This is a genomic window from Streptomyces sp. CA2R106 (assembly GCF_037034245.1).
Classification (GTDB): domain Bacteria; phylum Actinomycetota; class Actinomycetes; order Streptomycetales; family Streptomycetaceae; genus Actinacidiphila.
In genome coordinates, this window is record NZ_JBAGKC010000003.1 from 429,513 (window position 1) to 451,150 (window position 21,638).

Sequence of the window (21,638 nt, forward strand, 5' to 3'; positions counted from 1 at the left end):
ACGCTAGGGCCGTGCCCCGGGCCCGGCGGCGCCCTTCCCGGGGTACGCAAGACATCCGCCGGATCTGCTGCCGTCCGCGCAAGGCGCCGCCGGCCGGGGTGTTCATCCGGCCTCGCCGCGCTGGTGGCCGCGGCGGGCGTCGCGGTCGAAGACGCCCAGTACGTCGCAGGGGCCGCCCTCCGCGCCGAAGGCGTGCGGCAGCATCGTGGGGAACTCCGCGGCCTGGTTCGCCTCCACCCGCACCCGGCGGTCGCCCAGCAGCAGCACCGCGGTGCCCGACAGCACCACCAGCCACTCCCGGCCCGGGTGGGCGCGGGTGCGGGCCGGGCCGTCGGGCGGGGGCGCCGTCAGCCGCTGCCGGATCACGCTCATCCCGGGGTACCCCTTCATCGGCCAGCTCATCCGCGCGTGGGCCGGGTCGATCGCCGGGTTGCTCACCACGTCGTCGGCCGCCGCCTCGACCAGCTGGTCCAGCGAGGTGTCCAGTGCCCGGGCCAGCGTGACCAGCTGGTCCAGCGCCAGGCGGCGCTGCCCGTTCTCGATCCGGCTGAGCGTCGACTGGCTGACCAGCGCCCGCGAGGCCAGCTCCTCCAACGACCAGCCGCGCGCCACCCGCAGTGCCCTGATCCGCTGCCGCACCAGGCGGTCCAGCTCCCCGTCCTCACTTTGCGCCATGAGCAAGATCCTATGCGCCTGCCGCAACCCGCGCCCGCGCCCCCGTACGGCCGCCCGACGCGCCGCCCGCCGGGTCGCCTCGGCCCGCCCCGGTCAGCCCGCCCCCGTCAGCTCGCCGCTGAGCCGCCCGTGCATCCGCGCGCTGTGCTCGTTGAGCCCCACGATCTCCACGCTCTTGCAGCGTGCCGCGTACTTCGTGGTGATCGCGTCCAGCGCCGCCACGGACGAGGCGTCCCAGACGTGGGCGGCGCTGAGGTCGATGACGACGCGGTCGGGGTCGCCGGCGTAGTCGAACTGCGTGACCAGGTCGTTGCAGGAGGCGAAGAACAGCTCGCCGGTGACGGCGTAGACGACGCTGCCGCCGTCCGGGTCGAGGACCGAGGTGACGTCGGTGAGGTGGGCGACGCGGCGGGCGAAGACGACCATGGCGGCGAGCGTGCCGACCACGACGCCGATCGACAGGTTGCTGGTGGCCACCACCACGGCGACGGTGACGACCATGACGACGGTCTCGCCGACCGGCATCCGCTTGAGGGTGGCGGGCCTGACCGAGTGCCAGTCGAAGGTGCCGAAGGCGACCAGCACCATCACCGCGACCAGCGCGGCCATCGGGATGTGCGAGACGACCGGGCCGAGCACGATGCACAGGACCAGCAGGAAGAACCCGGCCAGGAAGGTGGACAGCCGGGTGCGGGCGCCGCTCTTGACGTTGATCATGGTCTGGCCGATCATCGCGCAGCCGCCCATGCCGCCGAAGAGCCCGGTGACGATGTTGGCGATGCCCTGGCCGACGGACTCGCGGGTCTTGTCCGAGCGGGTGTCGGTGATGTCGTCCACGAGCTTGGCGGTCATCAGCGTCTCCATCAGCCCGACGAGCGCCATCGCCAGCGCGTAGGGCGCGATCACCGCCAGGGTGTGGGTGTCGAACGGCACGTCCGGCAGCCCCGGCACCGGCAGCGACGACGGCAGGCGGCCCTTGTCGCCGACCGTCGGCACCGCGACGCCCGCCGCGACCGTGAACACCGTCAGGATCACGATGGACACCAGCGGCGCGGGCACCGCCCGGGTCAGGCGCGGGAAGAACACCATCACCAGCAGCCCGGTGGCCACCAGCGGGTAGACCGCCCACGGCACGTCGTGCAGGTTCGGTATCTGCGCGGTGAACAGCAGGATGCCCAGGGCGTTGACGAAGCCGACCATCACCGGGCGCGGCACGAACCGCATCAGCCGGGCCACCCCGAGTACGCCCAGCACGATCTGGAGGACGCCGGCGAGGATGACGGTCGCGATGAGGTAGCCGAGCCCGTGCTCGCGGACGACGGGTGCGGTGACCAGGGCGACGGCGCCGGTGGACGCCGAGATCATCGCGGGCCGGCCGCCGACGATCGCGATGGTCATCGCCATGGTGCAGGCGGCGAAGAGCCCGACCTTGGGGTCGACCCCGGCGATCACCGAGAACGAGATCGCCTCGGGGATCAGCGCCAGGCCGACGACGAGGCCGGCCAGCACCTCCACCCGGAGGACCTTCGGGGCGGACCAGGCCGGGCGGGGCAGGGCGCGCAGGCGCGCGGACAGGGGCGGGGGCGGTGTCTGCAAGACCAGGTGCCTGTCGTGCTCGGGCGCGGCCGCTCGGCTGCGCGGGGGACGGGAGGCGCGCGGCGCCGGGCGGCGGGCGCGGGGGTCGGCGGGGAGGTCGTCGAAGGGGCCCGGACGGCTCCCTCGGACGGACGGACGAACGGACGGCCGGCGTACGGCGCGGGCCCGGCCGGAGTGGCGCGGCGGGCGGGGTACGGCGGGCGGGGTACGGCGGCGGGCCGCGGCACGCGGCTCAGCGCGCGGCCGGCCTCACGGCGGACAGCAGGCGGCGGCGGGCAACCGGGTCATGTGCACGCCTCGTCTCTCCTGCTCGCGGGTTCCGCGGGGGCGTCGTCGGCCCCGGCCGGGCGGCTCGCGTGCCGCCCCTGACAGCGCACACCCTACCCTTCGCCGCCCTACCGCCCCGCGCGCGGGACCGGTGCGGGCGGTAGGGCCCGATCGGCCCCAGCGCCGCGGGCGGCGGGTGCGCGATGCTGGAGACCGAGGCGGCCGGACGGTCCGCACGGCGGGCCCGCGTCCTCGCCGCCGCGGGAGGCGACCATGTTCAGCTCACCCATGACCGTCGGCGACGTGATGACCCGCACCGTCGTCGCCGTCGGCCGGGACGCGAGTTTCAAGGAGATCGTCAGGACCATGAAGCACTGGAAGGTCAGCGCCCTTCCGGTGCTCGAGGGCGAGGGCCGCGTGGTGGGCGTGGTCTCCGAGGCGGACCTGCTGCCGAAGGAGGAGTTCCGGGCGGTGCCGCCGAACCGCTACGACCGCGAGGAGCGGCGGCCCGGACTGGACAAGGCCGAGGCCGTCACCGCCGACCGGCTGATGACGGCGCCCGCGGTGTGCGTGCACGCCGGCTCCACGCTGGCGCAGGCCGCCCGGATCATGGCCGTGCGGGGCGTCAAGCGGCTGCCGGTGATCGACGCGTCCGGCCGGCTGAGCGGCATCGTCAGCCGCGCGGACCTGCTCAAGGCGTTCCTGCGCACCGACGAGGAGCTCGCCGACGAGGTGCGCCGCCAGGTCGTGGAGGTGCTCTTCCCCGGGGAGCCCGACGTGCGGGTGACGGTGCACGAGGGGCGGGTGGCGCTGCGCGGCGACGTGCTGGAGCCCGGGCTGATCGGGCTGGCGGCCCGGCTGGCCCGCGCCGTCGAAGGGGTCGTCGACGTGACGAGCGAGCTGCGGCCGTCGCCGTCGGGCACCGCCGTCACCTGACGGGCCGCCGTGGCCCGTTCGTCACCGTCGTCACGTTGACACGTCGTCACGTCGTCACGTCGGCGCGGCCGAACGGGTCGGGCGCAGGGCGGCGGCCGTGCGCCCGGACCGCGGCCGGCGCCGCTCAGGGCTTCCTGGCGATCCGCACGCGGTGCGGCTCGGTCTCGGCCGGGGTGCCGACCGGCGCGGTCACCGTCAGGACGCCGCTGTCGTAGTCGGCGGAGATGTCCTCCTCCTTCACGCCGGGCGGAAGCTCCACGCTGCGGGTGAAGGAGCCGTACCGGAACTCGGAGCGGTGCTTGGTGTCCGTCGCCTCCTCGGTCCGTTCGGCGTGCACGGTCAGGACGCCGTCCTGGACGGTGACGTCGACGTCCTTGTCCGGGTCGACGCCCGGGAGTTCCGCCTTCATCGTCCACGCGCCCTCCGTCGTGCTCTCCTCGACCCGGATCATGTGCTCGCCGGGCAGGCGCAGGTCGAACGGAAGGTCGTCGATCCAGTCCGCGAACGGCGGCATCCAGCGCGGACGCCGTTCCATCTGACGTGAAGCCATGGCTGTCGCTCCTCCGTTGTCGTGTTCGGGCGGTCGACCGCCGGCGGGGGCAGCCCGTGCCGGCCCCGCCGCCCTCTCGGCTCCCACGCTCCTCGTCCGCGGTGGGCGGTGCAGCGGTCCTGCGGTGCCCACGCCCGGGGCCGGCCGGCCCTGTCCCAGGGGCCGTTCGGCCCGCCGGCGCACCGCCGGTGCCCGGCCGCGCGGGCCCGAAGGGCCCATGCGCCCGACCGGCGGCCGCGCACAGAATCGGTCATGAGGGGGGCCTTGCGCACCCGACACCTTTGGAGGAGCCATGGACAGCGCAGAGGCCAGAGGGGGCCTGGGGCCCGTGGTGGTCGGCACGGACGGTTCGGCGCCCGCCGGGGTCGCCGTGCTGTGGGCCGCCGAGGAAGCCGCGCGCCGCGACCGGCCGCTGACCGTGGTGTCCGCGCTCGGCAGCGACGAGACCCGCTACGTCGGCCCCGAGGGGCTCCAGGAGCTGCTCCAGGACGCCGACCGCTGCCTGCGGCACACCGTCGACCTCGTCACCGCCCGGTACCCGGACCTGGCCGTCGACACCGTGCTCAGCCGCGGCGACCCCGCCGACAGCGTCCTGGAGGCGGCGGGCGCGACCGGCACCGCCGTCGTGGGCTCCCGCGGCCTGGGCGGCTTCTCCGGCCTGCTGCTCGGCTCGGTCGGCCTGCGCGCGGCGGCCCGCGCCCGCGGTCCGCTCGTCGTGGTGCACCGGGTGCCGGAGCCGGAGCGCGGAGTGGTGGTCGCGGCGGCGCGCGACGACGGCGACCGCGACGCGCTGCGGTTCGCCGCGCGCTCGGCACTCGCCCGCGGCGCCGCGCTGCGGGTGGTGAGCGCCTGGATGTTCCTGGAAGGCGTGGGGAGCATGGTCCCGATGGTCGACGACGTGGCGGCCGTCGCGGCGGACGAGGCGGGTGCCACGCGCCGGACGGTTCGGCCGCTGCGCGAGGAGTTCCCGCAGCTGGAGATCACCGAGCAGACGGTCCGCACCCGGTCCACCGGCGGCGCCCTGGTCACGGCGTCCGAGGACGCCGACCTGCTGGTCCTGGGCGCCCGGCGGCCCACCCACCGCTTCCGTGCGCCCTTCGGGGGCGTGACGCACGCGGTGCTGCACCACGCGCAGTGCCCGGTCGCGGTGATCCACGGCGGCTGACCGGAGTCCTCCGGGCGGCGCGGCGGCGCGCGGTCAGCGGCGGCCGCGCCCACCGGGCGGGTCGTGCTCCGCGCGGTGGGCGGCGTCCTCGGTGGCGATGACGGCGGCCTGGACCCGCCGCTCCACCCCGAGCTTGCCCAGCAGGCGGGAGACGTTGTTCTTGACCGTCTTCTCCGACAGGTACAGCCGCCGGCCGATCTGCGCGTTGGTCAGGCCCTCGCCGATCAGGCCGAGGATCTCCCGCTCCCTGGGGGTCAGCCCGGACAGCGCCCGTGCCTGCGGGTCCGCGTCCTCCTCGCCGCCGCGCAGGCTGCTCATCAGGCGGGTGGTGGTGGCCGGGTCGAGCATCGACTGCCCGGACGCGACGGTGCGCACCGCCGAGACCAGGTCCGAGCCCTTGATCTGCTTCAGTACGTAGCCCGCGGCGCCGGCCATGATGGCGTCCAGCAGTGCTTCGTCGTCGTCGAACGAGGTGAGTATCAGGCACCCCAGGGCGGGCAGCCGCGAGCGCAGTTCGCGGCAGACGGTGACGCCGTCCCCGTCGGGCAGCCGCACGTCCAGCACCGCGACGTCGGGCCGCAGCGCGGGCCCCCGGGCGAGCGCCTGGCCGGCCGTGCCCGCCTCCCCGACCACCTCGATGCCGGGTTCGGCGTCCAACAGGTCGCGCACACCGCGCCGCACGACCTCGTGGTCGTCCAGCAGGAACACCCTGATCGGCCCCTGCGCTGCACCGCGCCGCGCCTCGCTCATCCCACTGCGCCCTTCCGCCCGAGTCGCCTCCTGTCCCGTGACAACGATCATGGGGCGGCGGCCGCCCGGATTTCTAGGGCCGAACGGTCTACCCGCGGGCCGGGGGCCGGCTGCGGCAGCCCGCTGCCGTGCGGGCCGCGCAGGTCCAAGGCGACCTCGCCCTGCGTTCTCGGCGGCCGGCCTCTTCGGGCGCGGCCCGGCGGCGTCCGCGCTTGCATGGTCGTCCGCGCCCGGGCCCGGGCGCAGGGGCCGACCGGTCCCGGGCCGGGGCCGATGGCACCGCCCGTCCGGTCAGCTCCCGGGCGGCCGCGGGGGCGCCAGGACGTCCCGCGCCGGGCGCCGGGACGTCGGCGGGGACTGCGGGCCGTAGCCCAGCCGCATCAGCATCTGCACATGGCCGATCCCGCCGTGCGGGTCGTTGAGCGCCCAGCGCAGCTCGCGCCACTCCAGCGCCTGGTGGAGCAGCGAGGCCCGCAGGTCGTGGACGGTCGCGAGCAGCAGCACGTGCTCCAGGCCCTGCCCGGCGCGCAGCCAGTCCGCGGGCTCGTCCTGCCGCGTGGACAGCACGCCGACCACGGGGTGGGGCTCGAAGGGGGCCGGCGGGGGCCGGCGCACCGGCGGCGCCGCGGAGAAGTCCCGTACCGGCATCCGCCCCTGCTCGTCGCGCGGGCCGATCGCCGAGGACGGCACCCCGTCCGCCGCCCCGTCCCGCACCCAGGAGCGGGACTCCTCCCGGCGCCGCGGGTCCGCGGACTCGTACCAGTCGGCGCGGGCGGTCAGTTCCAGCAGCCGGGCGGCCTCCGCCGGGTCGGGCAGGACCAGCCGTACGCCCTCGTCGCCCGCGGTGGCTGCAAGGTCGCGCAGCAGGTCCTCGGGCACCGGCCGGTCGGAGAAGGGGAAGCGGTTGCTGTGGCGGCGCCACAGCGCCTCGTACAGCCGCGCGTTCGCGCGGTCGGCGGCTGTGCGCCCGTCGCCGCGCCGCGGCCCGGCGAGCCGTACGGACGCCAGGTGGCCCGGGTCGGGCGCGTGCGGCAGCAGCCGCACCACCGGCTCCCAGCCGAAGTGGGCCACCGCGACGCGCAGGTTGAACAGGGCGGCGCCGACCGACAGGTGCAGGGCCCGGCCCTCGGGGTCGGCGTGCGGGACGCGCCGCTCGGGGGCGGCGTGCACCTCGACGGTGAGCGTGGCGGGGTCGAGGCGGTAGCGCCAGGGCTGGGAGTTGTGGATCGACGGGGCGGCGACCGCGGCCGAGATCAGCCGGTCCAGTGTCGTGTCGTCCAGCGTCGGCGTGGCCATGGCATCCTCCGTGCGGCTGTGCCCTCCACGCTGCCCGAGCCGCGCCCGTCGCGGCAGGGCCGCCCGGAGCGGGCCGCTGGGCCGTTCGGCCCCGGGTGCGCCCGGTCGGGCGGAATCGCGGGCGGATCGCGGGCCGTGCCCGGCGTCGGTGCGCCGGGCGACGCGCGGGCGCGGCTAGCGTGCGGTGGTCAGCGGCATGCGTAGGGCGACCGGGTCGGGCGGGATCGGGCAGACAGGATCGGGCGGTATCGGGCGGGTGGAGGATGCGGTGGGCGACAGCCTCGGCGACGACGGCCGCCGGCCCGGGCCGGAACTGGACCGCCTGCTGGACGAGATGCAGGCGCGCGCCGATGCCGAGCACGGCGCGCGGGCCCGCGTGCACGGCCTGCTGGAGGCGCTGCTGTCGGTGGGCAGCGAGCTGGATCTGTCGCATCTGCTGCGCCGGATCGTGGAGTCCGCGGTCGCGCTGGTCGACGCCCGGTACGGGGCGCTGGGCGTGGTCGAGGGCACGCGGCTGTCGGAGTTCCTGACGGTGGGGGTGCCGGCGGAGGTCGCGCGGCGGATCGGAGCGCTGCCCGTCGGGCACGGCATCCTCGGCGAGCTGATCCGGGACCCGCGGCCGCTGCGGCTGTCCGAGCTGTCGGAGCATCCGGCGTCCTACGGCCTGCCGCCCCACCACCCGCCGATGCACACCTTCCTCGGTGTGCCGATCCGGGTGCGCGGGGAGGTCTTCGGCAACCTCTACCTCACCGAGAAGCGCGGCGGCGCGGACTTCGACGCGGACGACGAGACGATGCTGCGGCTGCTCGCGGTGGCGGCGGGGATCGCGATCGACAACGCCCGGCTGTACGAGGCCGCCCGGCGGCGGCAGCGCTGGCTGGCGGCGAACGCGCAGATCGTGCGCGCGCTGCTGTCGGGCGCGCCGCAGTCGCAGGTGCTGGAGCGGATCGTCGGCGACGCCGGCCGCATCCTGGGCGCCGACCTCGGTGTGCTGGCGCTGCCGGTCGCCGGGGGCGCCGATCTGCGGGTGGCGATCGCGCTGGGCGTGGACGCCGAGGCGCACCGCGGCCTGGTGCTGCCGGTGGACGGCTCGTTCATGGGCGCGGCGCTGTCCACCGGGGAGCGGATCTCCACCGCCGACATCCGTCAGGACCCCCGGGCGACCGCGGCCGCGCGGCCGGCCAGGTGGCGCGGCCTGGGGCCGGTGGTGGCGGTGCCCATGGTCACCGACGACGGGGTGCGCGGTGTGCTGCTGCTGGCCCGTACCGAAGGGGCGGCGCCCTTCAGCGACGAGGAGACCGCGCCGCTGCTGGCCTTCGCCGGGCAGGCGGCGCTGGCGCTGGAGCTGGCCGCGCGCCGCAGGGACGCGGAGCAGATCGCCGTGCTGGAGGACCGCGACCGGATCGCCCGGGACCTGCACGACCGGGCGATCCAGCGGCTGTTCGCGACGGGCATGACGTTGCAGAGCACGCTGCGGTTCGTCGACCACCCGCAGGCCACCGAGCGGATCACCCGCGCGGTCGACGACCTCGACGAGACGATCAGGACCATCCGGACCACGATCTTCGGGCTGCGGGACCGGGCGGCCGAGCGGCACGGCCTGCGCGCGCGGGTCGCGGACGGGGTGGAGCGCGCGGCCGCCTCGCTGGGCTTCAACCCGTCGCTGGAGATGGCCGGTCCGATCGACACCGAGGTGCCGCCGGCGGTCGCGGAGGAGGCCGTCGCGGTGCTCGACGAGGCGCTGTCGAACGTGGCCCGGCACGCCGGCGCCCGCGGGGTCCACGTCACGCTGCGGGCCGCGGCCGGCACGCTGGAGCTGACCGTGCGCGACGACGGTGCGGGCATCGCGCCCGGGGCGCCGCGCGGCGGCCTGCGCAACCTCGCCGAGCGGGCCGGGGCCCTGGGCGGGACGTTCGAGGTCGGCCCGGCCGCGGGGGGCGGCACCCGGCTGGAGTGGCGGGTGCCGCTGGCCGGCCCGCAGGACGGCTGAGGGCGGAGCGCCTCAGGCGGGGGGCCTCGAGCCGCGCTCGACCAGGGTGGTGGGGACGACCACGGTGCGGGGGCGGGAGGTGTCGCCGGCGATGCGCTGGAAGAGCAGTTCGGCGCCGATCCGGCCGATGGCGCGAGCGTCGTAGGAGACCACGGTCAGCGGGTGCGCCATCAGCCCGGCGGTCTCGAAGTCGTCGAAACCGACCACGGCGACGTCCTGGCCGAGCCGGTTCAGGGCGCCGAGCACGCCGAGGGTGAGGCGGTTGTTGAGGGCGAAGAGCGCGGTGGGGGGCTGCGGCCCGGCGAGCATCTCCGCGACGGCCGCCTCGGTGTCGGGCACGGTGTGCAGGCCGAAGCGGATCAGGTCCGGCCGGTAGGGCAGCCCGGCGCGCTCCAGGGCCGCCTCGGCGGCCGACAGCCGCTCGGACATCGGGTGGATGCTCAGCCAGTCCGACACCACGCCGATCCGCTCGTGCCCCCGGGCGGTGAGGTGCTCGATCGCGGACCGCGCGCCGGCCGCGTTGTCGATCAGGACGGTGTCCGCCCGCACATTGGTCGGCGGCCGGTCCAGGAACACCGCGGGGGTGCCCATCTCGATCTCGGAGCGCAGGTAGACGTGGTCGGCGGTGCTGCCGGCGGGCACCACCAGCAGCCCGTCCACGCGCCGTTCGCACATCTGGAGCAGCAGCCGGCGCTCCCGTTCGGCGTCCTCCTCCGAACTCGCGGTGATCAGCAGGGTGTCGTTCTCCAGGGCGCACTGCGCCGCGGCCGCGGCGATCAGCGCGTAGAACGGGTTGGCGAGGTCCTCGATGAGCAGCCCGACGGTGGCGGAGGTGCTGCGGGTGCGCAGGTCGCGGGCCATGCTGTTGCGCCGGAAGCCCAGTCGGGCCACCGCCGCCCGGACCCGGGCGGCCATCTCCGGGTCGACGGTGGACACGCCGTTGACCACCCGTGAGACGGTCTTGAGGCTGACGTCGGCCGCGCGGGCGACGTCGGCCATCGTCGGGCGCCGCGGGGCGGCGCCGCTCGGGCCCGGGCTCGGTGCAGTCACGTGGTGTCCCCCTCGGCGACGTGGCGCCGAGAGGTGGGCCAACGTTGTCTCGCCGGATCATCCTACATCCGGCGGGTTCGGGGGCGCCGCCCCGCGCCGTCACCCTGCACCGCCCCGCACCGTCACCCCGCGCCCTCACCCGCCTCGGGCCCGATCGCGGCGAAGGTGAGGGTGAACCGGGCCGGGAGGGCGGCCAGTTCGTGCCGGGGCTGGAGGGGGTGGCCGCAGGAGGCGCTGCCCAGGCCGTGGTGTTCGAGGTCCAGGTTGAGGTGGGTGCGGCCGTCGGGCCGCAGGTCGCAGGTGTGCGCGGCCTGGGACAGCGCCTCGGTGGACCAGGGCTTGGCGGTCAGGTCGAACCAGGGGGCGCCGGTGATCGCCAGGCCCGGTACGGCTCCCCCGCCGCCTGCGGTGCCACTCGCGTTCGCCGCCGGGTCCGCGGTCAGGCGGGCCCAGCGCACATGCCGCCGGTTGCCGTTCTCCTGCGGGAAGACGTACGGCGTCTGGAGTGCGGCGACCGTGGCGGCGTAGCGGCCGACGCGGACGGCTTCCTCGCTGTCCCGGTACGCCTCGCCCGGGCCGAGCCCGAACCAGCTCACCCGGTCCAGCGCGCCCGGCAGCGTCAGCGCGACGCCCAGGCGCGGCAGCGGCACCGGCCAGGGCGCGGTCGGCGCGGTGTCCAGGGTGAGGACGAGGCCGCCGCCGGGGGCGGTGGACCAGTGGTAGTCGGCGAGCAGCGCCACGTCCAGGCCGGCCGGGACGAGCTTGGTGCGCACGGTGAGGGTGTCCTCGCCGGCGCGGATGTCCAGCACCTTGTGCCGCATCCGGTGCAGCCCGGCGCGCAGCCACTGCTCCAGCAGCGGCGAGCGGCGCTCGTTGTCGATGGGCGCCCGCCAAATGTCCACGCGCGGGCCGGTGAGCGCCAGGCCGCCCAGGCGCACCAGGGTGCCGGTGACGGTGTCGAACGCGGCGTCGCCGAGGGTGACGGTGCTGCCCGAGCGGCGCGGCACCGCGGTGCCCGAGGTCGCGGGCGGCGTGAACCGCGGGGCCGTCTGCGGGAGTCCGCCGCCGGGTCGGGCGGCGTCCGGCGCGCCCTCGACGGCGGGGGCGAACTGCGCCCAGGCGACGGTGTGGCCCGCGCCGGCCCACGGCTCGTCGGCGGCGAGTTGCGCGCCGACCGTCAGCCGGCGCTCGCCCGGTCCGGCCGCGTCCAGCGCCTTGAGCAGCGCCTCGGGCCAGTCGGCGCGGCCGGTCGCGCCGGGCTCGGTGGCCGCCACCGCCCAGTCGCCCTCCCCGGCCTGCTCGCCGTCGACCTCCAGCAGCCAGGTCCACCGCAGGTAGCCGGTGTCGCGGGTGTGGTGGAGGTTGCGCACCTCGATGCCGCCGCCGTCGGCGCGGGCGGTGATCCGGACCGGCTCGATGACCTTCGCGTACTCCAGCAGGCCGGGCGAGGGGGTGCGGTCGGGCAGCAGCAGGCCGTCGGCGACGAAGTTGCCGTCGTGCACCGGCTCGCCGAAGTCCCCGCCGTAGGCGTAGTACAGGGTGCCGTCGGCGGCGCGCTGCGCCACCCCGTGGTCGATCCACTCCCACACGAAGCCGCCGGCCAGCCGGGGGTGCCGCTCGAACAGCTCCTGGTACTGGCGCAGTCCGCCGGGGCCGTTGCCCATCGCGTGGGCGTACTCGCACAGCACGAACGGCATCGCGCGGCGGCGGGCGTCGTGGGCGGGGTCGCCGGTGCGCGGCTCCTGGCCGGCGCCGATCGCGGCGACCGCGGGGTAGTCGGCGTACATCGCGGAGTACAGGTCGGTGTAGGCGCAGTTGTCCCAGTCGCCCTCGTAGTGGATGAGCCGGTCCGGGTCGCGGTCGCGTATCCACTCGGCCATGGCCCGCAGGTTCTCGCCGACGCCCGACTCGTTGCCCAGCGACCAGATGACGACGCTGGGGTGGTTCTTGTCCCGCTCCACCATCCGCTCGGCCCGGTCCAGCAGCGCGGGGCGCCAGGCCGGGTCGTCGCTGGGGTTGCGGCGCCAGCCGTTCTCGGCGAAGCCGTGGGTCTCCAGGTCGCACTCGTCGACGACCCACAGGCCGTACTCGTCGCACAGGTCGAGGAAGGCCGACTCGGGCGGGTAGTGGCTGGTGCGGACGGCGTTGATGTTGTGGCGCTTCATCAGCAGCACGTCGGCGAGCATGGTCTCGCGGGTCAGGGTGCGGCCGGTGACCGGGTCCCACTCGTGCCGGTTGACGCCGCTGAGCAGCAGCGGGGTGCCGTTGGCGGTGAGCACGCCGTCCTCGACGGCGATCCGGCGGAAGCCGATGCGCAGCGGCACCCGCTCGGTGGCGGTGGCGAGTTCGGCGGCGTACAGCCGCGGCCGCTCGGCGCTCCAGGGCTCGATGCCGGCCGCGGTGTGCGGCCCGGCGGGGTCGGCGTCGGCGATGCCGAGTTCGGGCACGCTGAGCCGGGCGTCGCCGCGGACGTCGATGCGCAGGGTGCCGTTGCCGGTGCGGTGGTCGTAGTCGGCGTGCACGAAGAAGTCGTCGATGCCGCCGGCCGGTCGGGACAGCAGCCGCACCGAGCGGAAGACGCCCGACAGCCACCACATGTCCTGGTCCTCCAGGTAGGTCGCGGCGGACCACTGGTGGACGCGCAGCGCCAGGACGTTGCGGCCGGGGCGCAGCACCTCGGTGACGTCGAACTCGGTGGGCAGCCTGCTGCCCTTGCCGTCGCCGAGCAGGTGGCCGTTGAGCCAGACCGCGAAGCAGGAGTCCACGCCCTCGAAGCGCAGGACGGCCGTGCCGGTGCCGAAGCCGTCCTCGACGTCGAAGGTGCGCAGGTACTCGCCGGTGGGGTTCTCGTCGGGCACCAGCGGCGGGTCGACGGGGATCGGGAAGGTGACGTTGGTGTAGGCGGGGGCGCCGAAGCGGCCGGGGCCGGGGATTCCGTCCATCTGCCAGCACGAGGGCACCGCGATGCCGGTCCAGCCGCTGCTGGCGTCGGGTGCGAAGGAGGGCTGTTCGAAGCCGGGGGTGAGGTCGTGCAGTCCCGCGGCGAGCCGGAAGCTCCACCGGCCGTCGAGGGAGTACTCGGGCGCGTCGGAGGCGAACGACGCGCGGGGCCGCCGCCGACCGGTGCCGGGCGAGACGTCCTCGACGTAGCCGCCTTCCGGGCGGTGGCTCGGGTGTGGGGCGTTCTCCATCGGTACGACGGTCCTTTCCGGGTGGTGCGGTGCGCGCGGGGTGCGCTTCGGTACGGGGCCGGTCCGGCGGTTTCGGCGGCGGGTCCGGCAGGTGGCGGCGTGGGGGGCAGGCGGCGGCGTGTGCGGCGGGCTGCTTCAGCCGGCGGTGGGCGGGGCGGTGGACGCGCGGACCTTGAGCGTGCTGGGCATGACGATCTCCCGCTCGGCGGGGGGCCGTCCGTCGATCAGGTCGAGCAGGATCTGCGCGGCCCGGCGGCCGACGTCCACGCTGTGCAGGCTGACGCTGGTCAGCGCGGGGTCGACGAGGTCGGCGGCCTCGGTGTCGTCGAAGCCGGCCAGGGACACCTCGCCGGGCAGGTCCCGGCCCAGTTCGCGCAGCCGGCGCCCGGCGCCCAGCGCCATGCCGTCGTTGAAGGCGAAGATCGCGGTGGGCGGGTCGGCCCGGGCGAGCAGCCGCCCGGCCGCCGCGTGGCCGGAGGCGGCGGTGAAGTCGCCCTGTTCCAGCAGGTCGGCGGGGATCTCGCGATGGGCGTCGGCGAAGGCCCGCCGCACCCCGCGCATCCGCGCGGCCATCGCGAGCCGGCTCTCGGGCGGCCCGTCGACCACCGCGATCCGGCGGTGCCCGAGGGCCAGCAGGTGCTGGGCCACCGCGTAGGCGCCGCCTTCGTCGTCGGGGTGGACGCAGGTGAAGTCCTCGGCGGTGTAGCCGATCACCACCGTCGGGTAGTCGGCGGTGCGCAGCGCGGCGAGCGAGTCGCCGCCGGCGCCCGCCTCCACCAGCAGCCCGTCGACCTGGCGGCGCTGCACGAAGCGGCGGTAGGCCGAGGACGGGTCGTCGGGCACCTCGCGGGTGGACAGCAGCAGGCCGTAGCCGCGGGTGGTCAGTTCCTGGTCGGCGCCCTGGACCAGGCGGATCAGGTGGTCGTTGGAGAAGGCGAAGCCGGGGTTGTGCGGCAGGACGACGCCGACCACCTCGGTGCGGCCGCTCGCCAGGGCGCGCGCGCCCGCGCTGGGCCGGTAGCCGAGCACGCGCATCGCGTGCAGCACCCGGTCGAGCACCGGCTCGGTGACCGTGGGGTCGCCGTTGATCACCCGGGAGACCGTCTGGTGGGAGACGCCCGCCTCCGCCGCGACGGTCCGCAGGGTCGGCCGGTCGGACACGCAGGACCTCGATTCTCAGTGACCGTTCACATGACAATGTGACGCATCCTAATCGCGCGACCGCGACAACGGAAGAGGTCAGATGCATTGACGCCGGGTGCGCGGACCCCTAGCTTGGCGTCGCGTCAAGTGACCGGTCACTCGATGGACGTCCGGCCGGCCTCCCCACGGGGCCGGCCCCACGACGAACCCCACGACGAAGGACCCCTTCCATGAGCGAGCAGGAACCCGCACAGACACCGTCCGCGCCTCGCACCCGCTCCGTCAGCCGCCGCCGACTGCTCAGCTACGGCCGGAACGCCGCGATCGTCGCGGGCGCCGCCCTGGCGGTCCCGGCCACCGCCGCCTCGGCCGGCGCCGCCGCGCCGGCCACCACCGCCAAGGGCAGCCTCGCCAAGGCGCGGTCCGCCGCCTCCCTGGACACCACGCTCACCAACGTCGTCACCTCCTGGACCGGCAACACCTTCTCCGGCGCGACCGAGTGGGTGCAGGACTTCGTCTTCAACATCGCGGTCACCGCCGACGGCGCCGTCTACACCGTCAGCTTCTGGGACGAGGCCGGCGACTACGCGGGCATCTACAAGGACGGCCACCTCATCGGCAACTGCCACGGCGCGAACGGCGACGCGGTGGCCGTCAACAGCACCTACGCCTACCTCAGCGTGGGCAACGGGCTGACCCGGTACACCCTGGACGGCACCGCCACCTCGCTGACGTACGCGGTGGGCAGCCCGCCGGCCGCGGCCGCCGCGACCGACACCCAGGTGGTGGCCACCGACCGCGCCAACAACCGGGTGCTGGTCTTCGACGCGGCCACCGGCGCCGTCCAGCACACCTGGACGGTCAACCAGCCCGGCTCGGTGGCGATCGCGCCCAGCGGGGAGATCTGGGTCGTCTCGAACATCACCCGCGACACCAACGACGGGCACTTCTGGCACGTCGACACCGCGAACCCGGCGAAGATCCTGCACTTCTCGAACTCCGGCGCCGCGCTGGCCGGCACGATCTCCGGGCCGTCCGCGCAGTGGATACCCACCTCGGTGGCCGTCGACGCCAACGGCGACCTGCTGGTCGGCGACAACGGCCCGCTGCGCCAGGTGCACACCTACACCGGCCTGTCCGGCACCCCGGCGCTGGCCCGCAGCCTCGGCCAGGCCGGCGGCATCGGCGCGGGCACGCCCGGCCGGGTCGCGGCGGACAAGTTCTTCGGCATCGTCGGCGTCGGCGGCGACTCGGCGGGCAACGTCTACGTGGCGATGTTCGAGTTCGGCACCTGGCTGCGGAAGTTCTCGCCGGCCGGCGCGGTGGTCTGGCAGCTCCAGGGCAGCGCGTTCGTGGACGCCGCCGACTTCGACCCGGCCTCCGACGGCGTGGAGATCTACACCAAGCAGTGCCACTACAGCATGGCGTACACCAAGGCGCCCGGCAGCGACGCGACCTGGCGCAGCTACACGCTGGACTCCGTCACCTACCCGCAGGACGCCCGGCTGTTCCTCACCGGCCACAGCCACGCGGCCACCTCGCCGTTCCTCAAGCGGCTGGGCGGCCGGCTGTACATGTACGTCACCGGCATGTACTGCGCCCACCTGCTGATCTACCGGATGGACGGCGAGATCGCGAAGCCGTCCGGCGCGATCTTCAAGGCCCGCTGGAACGGCGACGACCCGACCTGGCCGCCCAACCAGCCCGCGACCGGCCAGTGGATCTGGCGCGACCTCAGCGGCAACGGCAACTTCGAGGCGGGCGAGTACGTCCAGCCCGGCGACGGCACCAGCTCCCCCAGCAACTGCTGGGTGTGGTACGTCGACGACAACGGCGACATCTGGGAGGGCGGCGACCGCAACCTGCGCCGCTACCCGCTCCAGGGCTTCGACAGTCAGCAGAACCCGATCTACACCTACGAGTCGATGGAGACCATCGCGCTGCCCGCGCCCTTCAGCGTGGTCCGGCGGCTGCACTACGACGTGGCCGCCGACGTGATGTACATGGTCGGCTACACCCCGGACCAGCCCTTCGACAACGCGCACTGGAAGGAGTGCGGCAAGGTCCTGGTCCGCTACGACAAGTGGAGCACCGGCAACACCACGCCGACCTGGACGCTGCTGCTGCCCTGGGACACCGCCTCGACGATCGTGGTGACCATGGTGAGCCTGGCGTTCGCGGGCGACTACATCTTCGCGGCCGGCATCGAGACCCGCGGCCAGGTGTGGGTGTGGAAGGCCGCCGACGCCAGCCCGGTGGGCACCTGGACGGCCGGCTCGGTCATCGGCACGATCGACCGCTCCGGCTGGGTGGACGTGCCGTACGGCATCTCCGCGACCAAGCGCGCGGACGGCGACTACCTGGTGCAGGTGGAGGACGACCTGTTCAACAAGGTGCTGCTGTACCGCTGGACGCCCTGACGCGGGGGCAACTCCCGGCTCCGGTGCGCTGCCTGGGGGGGGCGCGCCGGGGCCGGGCCGGGGCCGGGCCGGCGGATCGGCCCGCCGCAGGACGGCGTGGAGGGCACGCCGGGTCGCCGAGTCGGCGAGTCGGCGAGTCGGCGAAGGAGACGAGGGGTTCGTGACGGACGTACAGCGGGTGCGGGTGGCCGCGCCCGACGGGATCGAGCTGGACACCGCGGTGCACCGGCCCGCGCCGGGCGGCGGGGGCCGGCCGCAGGGCACGGTGGTGCTGGCGCACGGCATCGGCGCCGACCTCGACGAGGGCGGCGGCTTCACCCGGCTCGCCGCGCGCCTGGCCGCAGCGGGCCTGACCGCCGTGCGGTTCAGCTTCCGCGGGCACGGCGCCAGCGGCGGCACCCCGCAAGGGGTCACGATCGCCGGGGAGATGCTGGACCTCGAAGCCGTCACGGCCTATGCGGAACGGGAGTTCCCCGGGCCGTCGGCGGTGGTGGCCGCGAGTTTCGGCGCCGTCGCCACCGGGCTGTCGATGCCCTGGCTCGGCCCGCGGCTGGCCCGGCTGGTGCTGTGGAACCCGGTCCTGGACCTGCGGCGGACCTTCCTGGCCCCCGAACTGCCCTGGGGCCTGGCGAACTTCGGGCCGCAGCGGTTCGAGGAGCTGGCCGCGACCGGCGAGTTGGCGCTCGGCGGCCGCTTCCCGCTGGGCCGCGTGCTGTTCGCGGAAATGGCCCGCAGCCACCCGCTTCAGGGGTACGCCGCCGCGTCCCCGCCCGCGCTGGTGGTCCACGGCGACCGGGACCGCTACGTCTCCCACGCCATCGCCCGGCAGGCCGCGGCGGCCCTGCCCGCATGGGAGTTCCACAGCATGCCCGGCGCCGACCACGGCTTCCACACCCCCGGCACCGAGCGGGAGGCGGTCGAGGTGACCACGCGGTGGCTGGCCGCGGGGCTCGCGGCGGACGGCGGCCGGGCATGAGCGCGCCGCGGCCGTACCGCACGGCGGTCATCGGGGCGGGCAGCATCGCCGGGGACGCCCATGTGCCCGCGATCCGGGCCCTGCCGGGGCAGTTGGAGCTGGTGGCCGTCGCGGACGCCGACGCCGCCCGGGCCGAGCGCTTCGCGGCCGAGCACGCGATCCCCCGCGGCTACGGCGACCCGCGGGAGCTGCTCGCCGCCGAACGCCCCGACCTGGTGGTTCTCTGCACGCCGTCGTTCACGCACACCGACCTGACGGTGGCCGCGCTGGAGGCGGGCGCCTGGGTGTACTGCGAGAAGCCGCTGTGCGGCTCGCTCGCCGACCACGACCGCATCCTGGCCGCCGAGCGCGCCACCGGCCGCTACTGCGCGCCGGTCTTCCAGTGGCGGGCCGGCTCCGGCGCCGCCCACCTGCGCGGGCTGCTGCGCGACGGCGTGCTCGGGCCGCCGCTGCTGGCGCTGTGCCAGACCACCTGGTACCGCGGCCCGGACTACTACGCCGCGCCCTGGCGCGGCCGGCGCGCGACCGAACTGGGCGGCGCCACCGTCACGCAGGGCATCCACGCCATGGACCTGCTGCTGTGGCTGATGCCGGACTGGCGGGAGGTCCGCGCGCGGATCGCCACCGTGGACCGGGACATCGAGACCGAGGACGTCTCGCTCGCCCAGGTGTCCTTCGACGGCGGCGCGCTCGCCTCGGTCGTCAACAGCGTCGTCTCCGCCCGCCAGGAGTCCTACCTGCGGCTGGACTGCCGCCGGGCCAGCGTGGAGCTGCGGCACCTGTACGCCTACCGCAACGGGCACTGGACGTTCACCGCCGCCCCCGACGACCCGCCGCCGCCCGGCTGGGACGCCATCGGCGCCGACGTGCCCGCCCACCAGGCGCCCCAACTCGCGGACCTGGTGGCCCGGATGCGGCGCGGCGAGCCGCCGGAGCACACCACCGCCGACGCGCGCCGCACCACCGAGTTCGTCACCGCCCTGTACAAGTCGGCGGCGACCGGGCAGCCGGTGGCCCGCGGGTCGATCACCCCCGACGACCCCTTCCACCGCTCCTGGTGGCCGCCCGCGGCCATGTGAGCGGCTCCGGCACCCCGCTCATTCGGTCACGTGTCGGACCACCCGCCTCGTCAACGCCCGAGCCGCCACGGAGCAGCCCGCGGCCCGTCCGCCAAGGCGTTGTCGAGCGTCAGGGCGAGTTCGGCGATCCGCCACCCGCCCTCGGACCGGCGCAGCCCGAAGGTGTAGACCCCGGTCGCGATCGTCCGGACGCTCTCGCCGGTGTTCCTCGTCTGCAGCAGATAGGCCCGCACCTCGGCGGTGGCGGCGCCCGCCGTCGTGACCACGACGTTGCCGAGATGGTGTCGCACCCTTCCGGCCTGGGCCGCGTGCCCGTCCCGGACGAAGTCGAGGACCGCGGCGCGTCCGGCGACCGGGCCGAGCACCCGCGGTCCGGGCATCGTGAAGGTCCAGGTGGTGTCCTCGGTCAGGACCGCTTCCAGCTCGGGAACGTTCAGCTCGTCCAGGGCGTGGGCGTACCGCGCCACCACCTGCTGGAGTTCGGCGGTCACGAGGCCACCGTCAGCACGATCTTGCCCTGGATGTGGCCCCGCGCGGCTCGCGTGTGCGCGCTGCCCGCTTCGGACAGCGGGTAGGTGCTGTCCACCCCGACCTGGAGTCCGCCCTCGTCGAACAGGCGCCCGATCTCGGCGAGCTGGGGGCCGTTGGAACGTACCTGGATGTTCGAGACCGTGACGTCCAGGCGTGCCGTCTCCTCCGGGTCGTACTGGGCGAAGAACACCGGGAGCATGGTGCCGCCGCGCTTGAGTACGGCCAGGAAGCGGGAGCTGTCCGGGCCGCCGACGGTGTCGATGACCACGTCCGCGCCGCGGACGACGTCGGCGGCCTGCGTGGTGGTGTAGTCGATGAACTCGTCGGCGCCGAGCTTGCGCAGGAACTGCTCGTGGCGGCCGGAGGCCACCGCGATGACGTGCGCCCCCTTCCATTTCGCCAGCTGCACCGCGAAGTGGCCCACCCCGCCGGCGGCCCCGTTGACCAGCACGGTCATCCCCGGCATGAGCGGCACCGGCCGGTGCACCTGCCCGGTGAAGGGGGACGGCACGTCGTGGCCGAGCTCGATCAGGTACTGCCAGGCCGTGAGCACGGCCATCGGCGCCCCGGCGGCCCGCACGTGGTCGATGCCGGCCGGCTTGGGCGCCAGGTCCGACGCGGGTGCCGCCACGTACTCGGCGTACGTCCGGCCGTCGAACCCGGGGAACCGCAGCATGCCGAAGACCTCGTCACCGACGGCGAACCCGCGGACGTCCGGAGCGACCGCCTCGACGACGCCCGACATGTCCGTTCCAGGGGTCAGGGGGAACTCCAGCGCCGGCCTCATCTCGGCCGGCATGATCTTCATCCCCTCACGCAGGTACCAGTCCGGCGGGTTGACGCCCGCCGCGTGCACCCGGACGAGCACCTCGCCCGGGCCGATCCCGGGAACCGGCACCTCGTCGTACCGCAGAACTTCCGGCCCGCCCGCCTCGTGGAACTGGATCGCCTTCATCGCGCCTGTCGCTTTCTCGGGGAAACGTTGCTCCGTCAGTCAAACCCCGGGGCGGCACGGCCGTCCAAGACCGGTTCGGCAACCTGATCATTCCGAAACGGCATGACACGTACCCTGAGAGGGTGAACGATCTCGGACAGGACCTGGACCTGCGGCTCGTGCGCTACTTCACCGTGGTGGCCGCGCACCAGCACTTCGGCCGGGCCGCCACCGAGCTGCACGTGGCCCAGCCGGCGCTGAGCCGCCAGATCCAGCGGCTCGAGCGGCATCTCGGCACACGGCTGCTGGACCGCGTGCCCCAAGGCGCCCGGCTCACTGCGGCCGGACAGAGGTTCCTCCCCCGCGCCCACGTCCTGCTGGCGGCCGCCCGTCAGGCCGAGTCGGCCGTGCGCGAAGGAGGCGAAGCCGAACGGATCGTCATCGGCTACGTCGAGGACCTGGTGATCACCCCCGTCGTGGAGGAACTGCGCCGGCGCCGCCCGGACGCCGAGATCGCCACCCGGTACCTGAGCTGCCGCGACGTCGGATCATTGGCCGACAGACGCGTGGACGCCCTGATCGCGCGGGCCCCGCTGCCGCTCGCCGCCGACGAGGTGTCCACCACGCCGCTGTACGACGAGCCCCGGATGCTCGTGGTCCCACGCGGCCACCCCTTGGCCGACCGCACGTCGGTGGCCGCGGAGGACCTCGCCGGCCTGGAGGAGGCGCCCTGCCGGCTGGAGACGGCCGACTGGACTTCCTACCGCGTCCTCGGGACCGGCCTGCCGCCGATCGAGAGCTACGAAGACAAGCTCGAACTGGTCGCCGGCGGCAGGGCCGTCGCCGTGCTGCCGGTCGGTGACCGGCGCAGCACTCTGCGCCCCGGCCTCGTCACCGTCCCGATCGAGGACGCACCACGCAGTCAGGTCGTGCTGGTCCACCGCAACGCCGACCCGAATCCGCTGATCACGCATCTGCGGCGGGTGGCCCGGGCTTTGGCGACCGCGCCGGCGGCGTGACCGGGCCGGCCGTGAAGGCGCGCCGGGCCGCGGGGACCCGTTGACGAGCGCCCGCAGGTGGTCCCGCTCG

The 21,638-nt window shown here is 75.0% G+C and carries 17 protein-coding genes; 7 read left to right on the plus strand and 10 right to left on the minus strand.

What is annotated here, in order from left to right:
* Nucleotides 1-102: 102 nt before the first annotated feature.
* On the minus strand, nucleotides 103-675 hold the full coding sequence (locus tag WA788_RS07495; RefSeq protein WP_335972782.1) for a helix-turn-helix domain-containing protein: 573 nt from the start codon (nucleotides 673-675) through the stop codon (nucleotides 103-105).
* A gap of 93 nt (nucleotides 676-768) precedes the next feature.
* Nucleotides 769-2,271 (minus strand): SulP family inorganic anion transporter, encoded by a 1,503-nt coding sequence (locus WA788_RS07500; protein ID WP_443033987.1) that lies wholly within the window; start codon nucleotides 2,269-2,271, stop codon nucleotides 769-771.
* A 540-nt stretch (nucleotides 2,272-2,811) separates the two neighbouring features.
* Here WA788_RS07500 and WA788_RS07505 point away from each other — a divergent pair.
* On the plus strand, nucleotides 2,812-3,474 hold the full coding sequence (locus WA788_RS07505; protein WP_335972786.1) for a CBS domain-containing protein: 663 nt from the start codon (nucleotides 2,812-2,814) through the stop codon (nucleotides 3,472-3,474).
* Between the two features lie 124 nt (nucleotides 3,475-3,598).
* Here the strand turns inward: WA788_RS07505 and WA788_RS07510 are convergent, their stop codons facing one another.
* Nucleotides 3,599-4,024 carry an Hsp20/alpha crystallin family protein gene (locus tag WA788_RS07510; RefSeq protein WP_335972790.1) on the minus strand — a complete coding sequence of 142 codons (426 nt, stop codon included), beginning with the start codon at nucleotides 4,022-4,024 and terminating at the stop codon, nucleotides 3,599-3,601.
* Nucleotides 4,025-4,316: 292 nt separating this feature from the next.
* Here WA788_RS07510 and WA788_RS07515 point away from each other — a divergent pair, with 292 nt between their 5' ends.
* Nucleotides 4,317-5,189 carry a universal stress protein gene (locus WA788_RS07515; protein WP_335972793.1) on the plus strand — a complete coding sequence of 291 codons (873 nt, stop codon included), beginning with the start codon at nucleotides 4,317-4,319 and terminating at the stop codon, nucleotides 5,187-5,189.
* Between the two features lie 33 nt (nucleotides 5,190-5,222).
* Here the strand turns inward: WA788_RS07515 and WA788_RS07520 are convergent, their stop codons facing one another.
* Nucleotides 5,223-5,939: a response regulator transcription factor gene (locus WA788_RS07520; RefSeq protein ID WP_335972796.1), complete on the minus strand. Its 717-nt coding sequence runs from the start codon at nucleotides 5,937-5,939 to the stop codon at nucleotides 5,223-5,225.
* A gap of 291 nt (nucleotides 5,940-6,230) precedes the next feature.
* Complete coding sequence (locus WA788_RS07525) at nucleotides 6,231-7,235, minus strand: Acg family FMN-binding oxidoreductase (RefSeq protein ID WP_335972801.1); 1,005 nt, start codon at nucleotides 7,233-7,235, stop codon at nucleotides 6,231-6,233.
* 334 nt (nucleotides 7,236-7,569) lie between these two features.
* Here WA788_RS07525 and WA788_RS07530 point away from each other — a divergent pair, with 334 nt between their 5' ends.
* Entirely contained in the window at nucleotides 7,570-9,225 is a 1,656-nt protein-coding gene (locus tag WA788_RS07530; protein WP_435172339.1) for a GAF domain-containing protein, read from the plus strand.
* A 12-nt stretch (nucleotides 9,226-9,237) separates the two neighbouring features.
* Here the strand turns inward: WA788_RS07530 and WA788_RS07535 are convergent, their stop codons facing one another.
* The 3 genes from WA788_RS07535 to WA788_RS07545 form a co-directional block, all read right to left on the minus strand.
* Complete coding sequence (locus WA788_RS07535; RefSeq protein WP_335972806.1) at nucleotides 9,238-10,275, minus strand: LacI family DNA-binding transcriptional regulator; 1,038 nt, start codon at nucleotides 10,273-10,275, stop codon at nucleotides 9,238-9,240.
* A gap of 122 nt (nucleotides 10,276-10,397) precedes the next feature.
* A complete protein-coding gene (locus WA788_RS07540; RefSeq protein ID WP_335972808.1) occupies nucleotides 10,398-13,466 on the minus strand; it encodes a glycoside hydrolase family 2 TIM barrel-domain containing protein in 3,069 nt (1,022 codons plus the stop codon).
* A gap of 135 nt (nucleotides 13,467-13,601) precedes the next feature.
* Nucleotides 13,602-14,627 (minus strand): LacI family DNA-binding transcriptional regulator, encoded by a 1,026-nt coding sequence (locus WA788_RS07545; protein ID WP_335972810.1) that lies wholly within the window; start codon nucleotides 14,625-14,627, stop codon nucleotides 13,602-13,604.
* Between the two features lie 212 nt (nucleotides 14,628-14,839).
* On the opposite strand from WA788_RS07545, the gene WA788_RS07550 reads away from it, so the two are divergent.
* The 3 genes from WA788_RS07550 (at nucleotide 14,840) to WA788_RS07560 (ending at nucleotide 19,084) form a co-directional block, all read left to right on the plus strand.
* Nucleotides 14,840-17,029 (plus strand): hypothetical protein, encoded by a 2,190-nt coding sequence (locus WA788_RS07550; protein WP_335972813.1) that lies wholly within the window; start codon nucleotides 14,840-14,842, stop codon nucleotides 17,027-17,029.
* A 160-nt stretch (nucleotides 17,030-17,189) separates the two neighbouring features.
* Nucleotides 17,190-18,005, plus strand: coding sequence for an alpha/beta hydrolase (locus tag WA788_RS07555; protein WP_335972816.1), 816 nt, complete (start codon nucleotides 17,190-17,192; stop codon nucleotides 18,003-18,005).
* Nucleotides 18,002-19,084: a Gfo/Idh/MocA family protein gene (locus WA788_RS07560; RefSeq protein WP_335972818.1), complete on the plus strand. Its 1,083-nt coding sequence runs from the start codon at nucleotides 18,002-18,004 to the stop codon at nucleotides 19,082-19,084. Before WA788_RS07555 ends, WA788_RS07560 begins: the two co-directional genes overlap by 4 nt.
* 50 nt (nucleotides 19,085-19,134) lie before the next feature.
* Here the strand turns inward: WA788_RS07560 and WA788_RS07565 are convergent, their stop codons facing one another.
* The gene (locus tag WA788_RS07565) at nucleotides 19,135-19,575 is read right to left on the minus strand and encodes a nuclear transport factor 2 family protein (protein ID WP_335972820.1); all 441 of its coding nucleotides are present in this window, start codon (nucleotides 19,573-19,575) and stop codon (nucleotides 19,135-19,137) included.
* Nucleotides 19,572-20,570: an NADP-dependent oxidoreductase gene (locus tag WA788_RS07570; RefSeq protein ID WP_335972822.1), complete on the minus strand. Its 999-nt coding sequence runs from the start codon at nucleotides 20,568-20,570 to the stop codon at nucleotides 19,572-19,574. Before WA788_RS07570 ends, WA788_RS07565 begins: the two co-directional genes overlap by 4 nt.
* Before the next feature lie 122 nt (nucleotides 20,571-20,692).
* Between WA788_RS07570 and WA788_RS07575 the strand changes: the two genes are divergently transcribed.
* Nucleotides 20,693-21,568, plus strand: a complete 876-nt coding sequence (locus WA788_RS07575) for a LysR family transcriptional regulator (RefSeq protein ID WP_335972824.1) — start codon at nucleotides 20,693-20,695, stop codon at nucleotides 21,566-21,568.
* Nucleotides 21,569-21,638 lie beyond the last annotated feature (70 nt).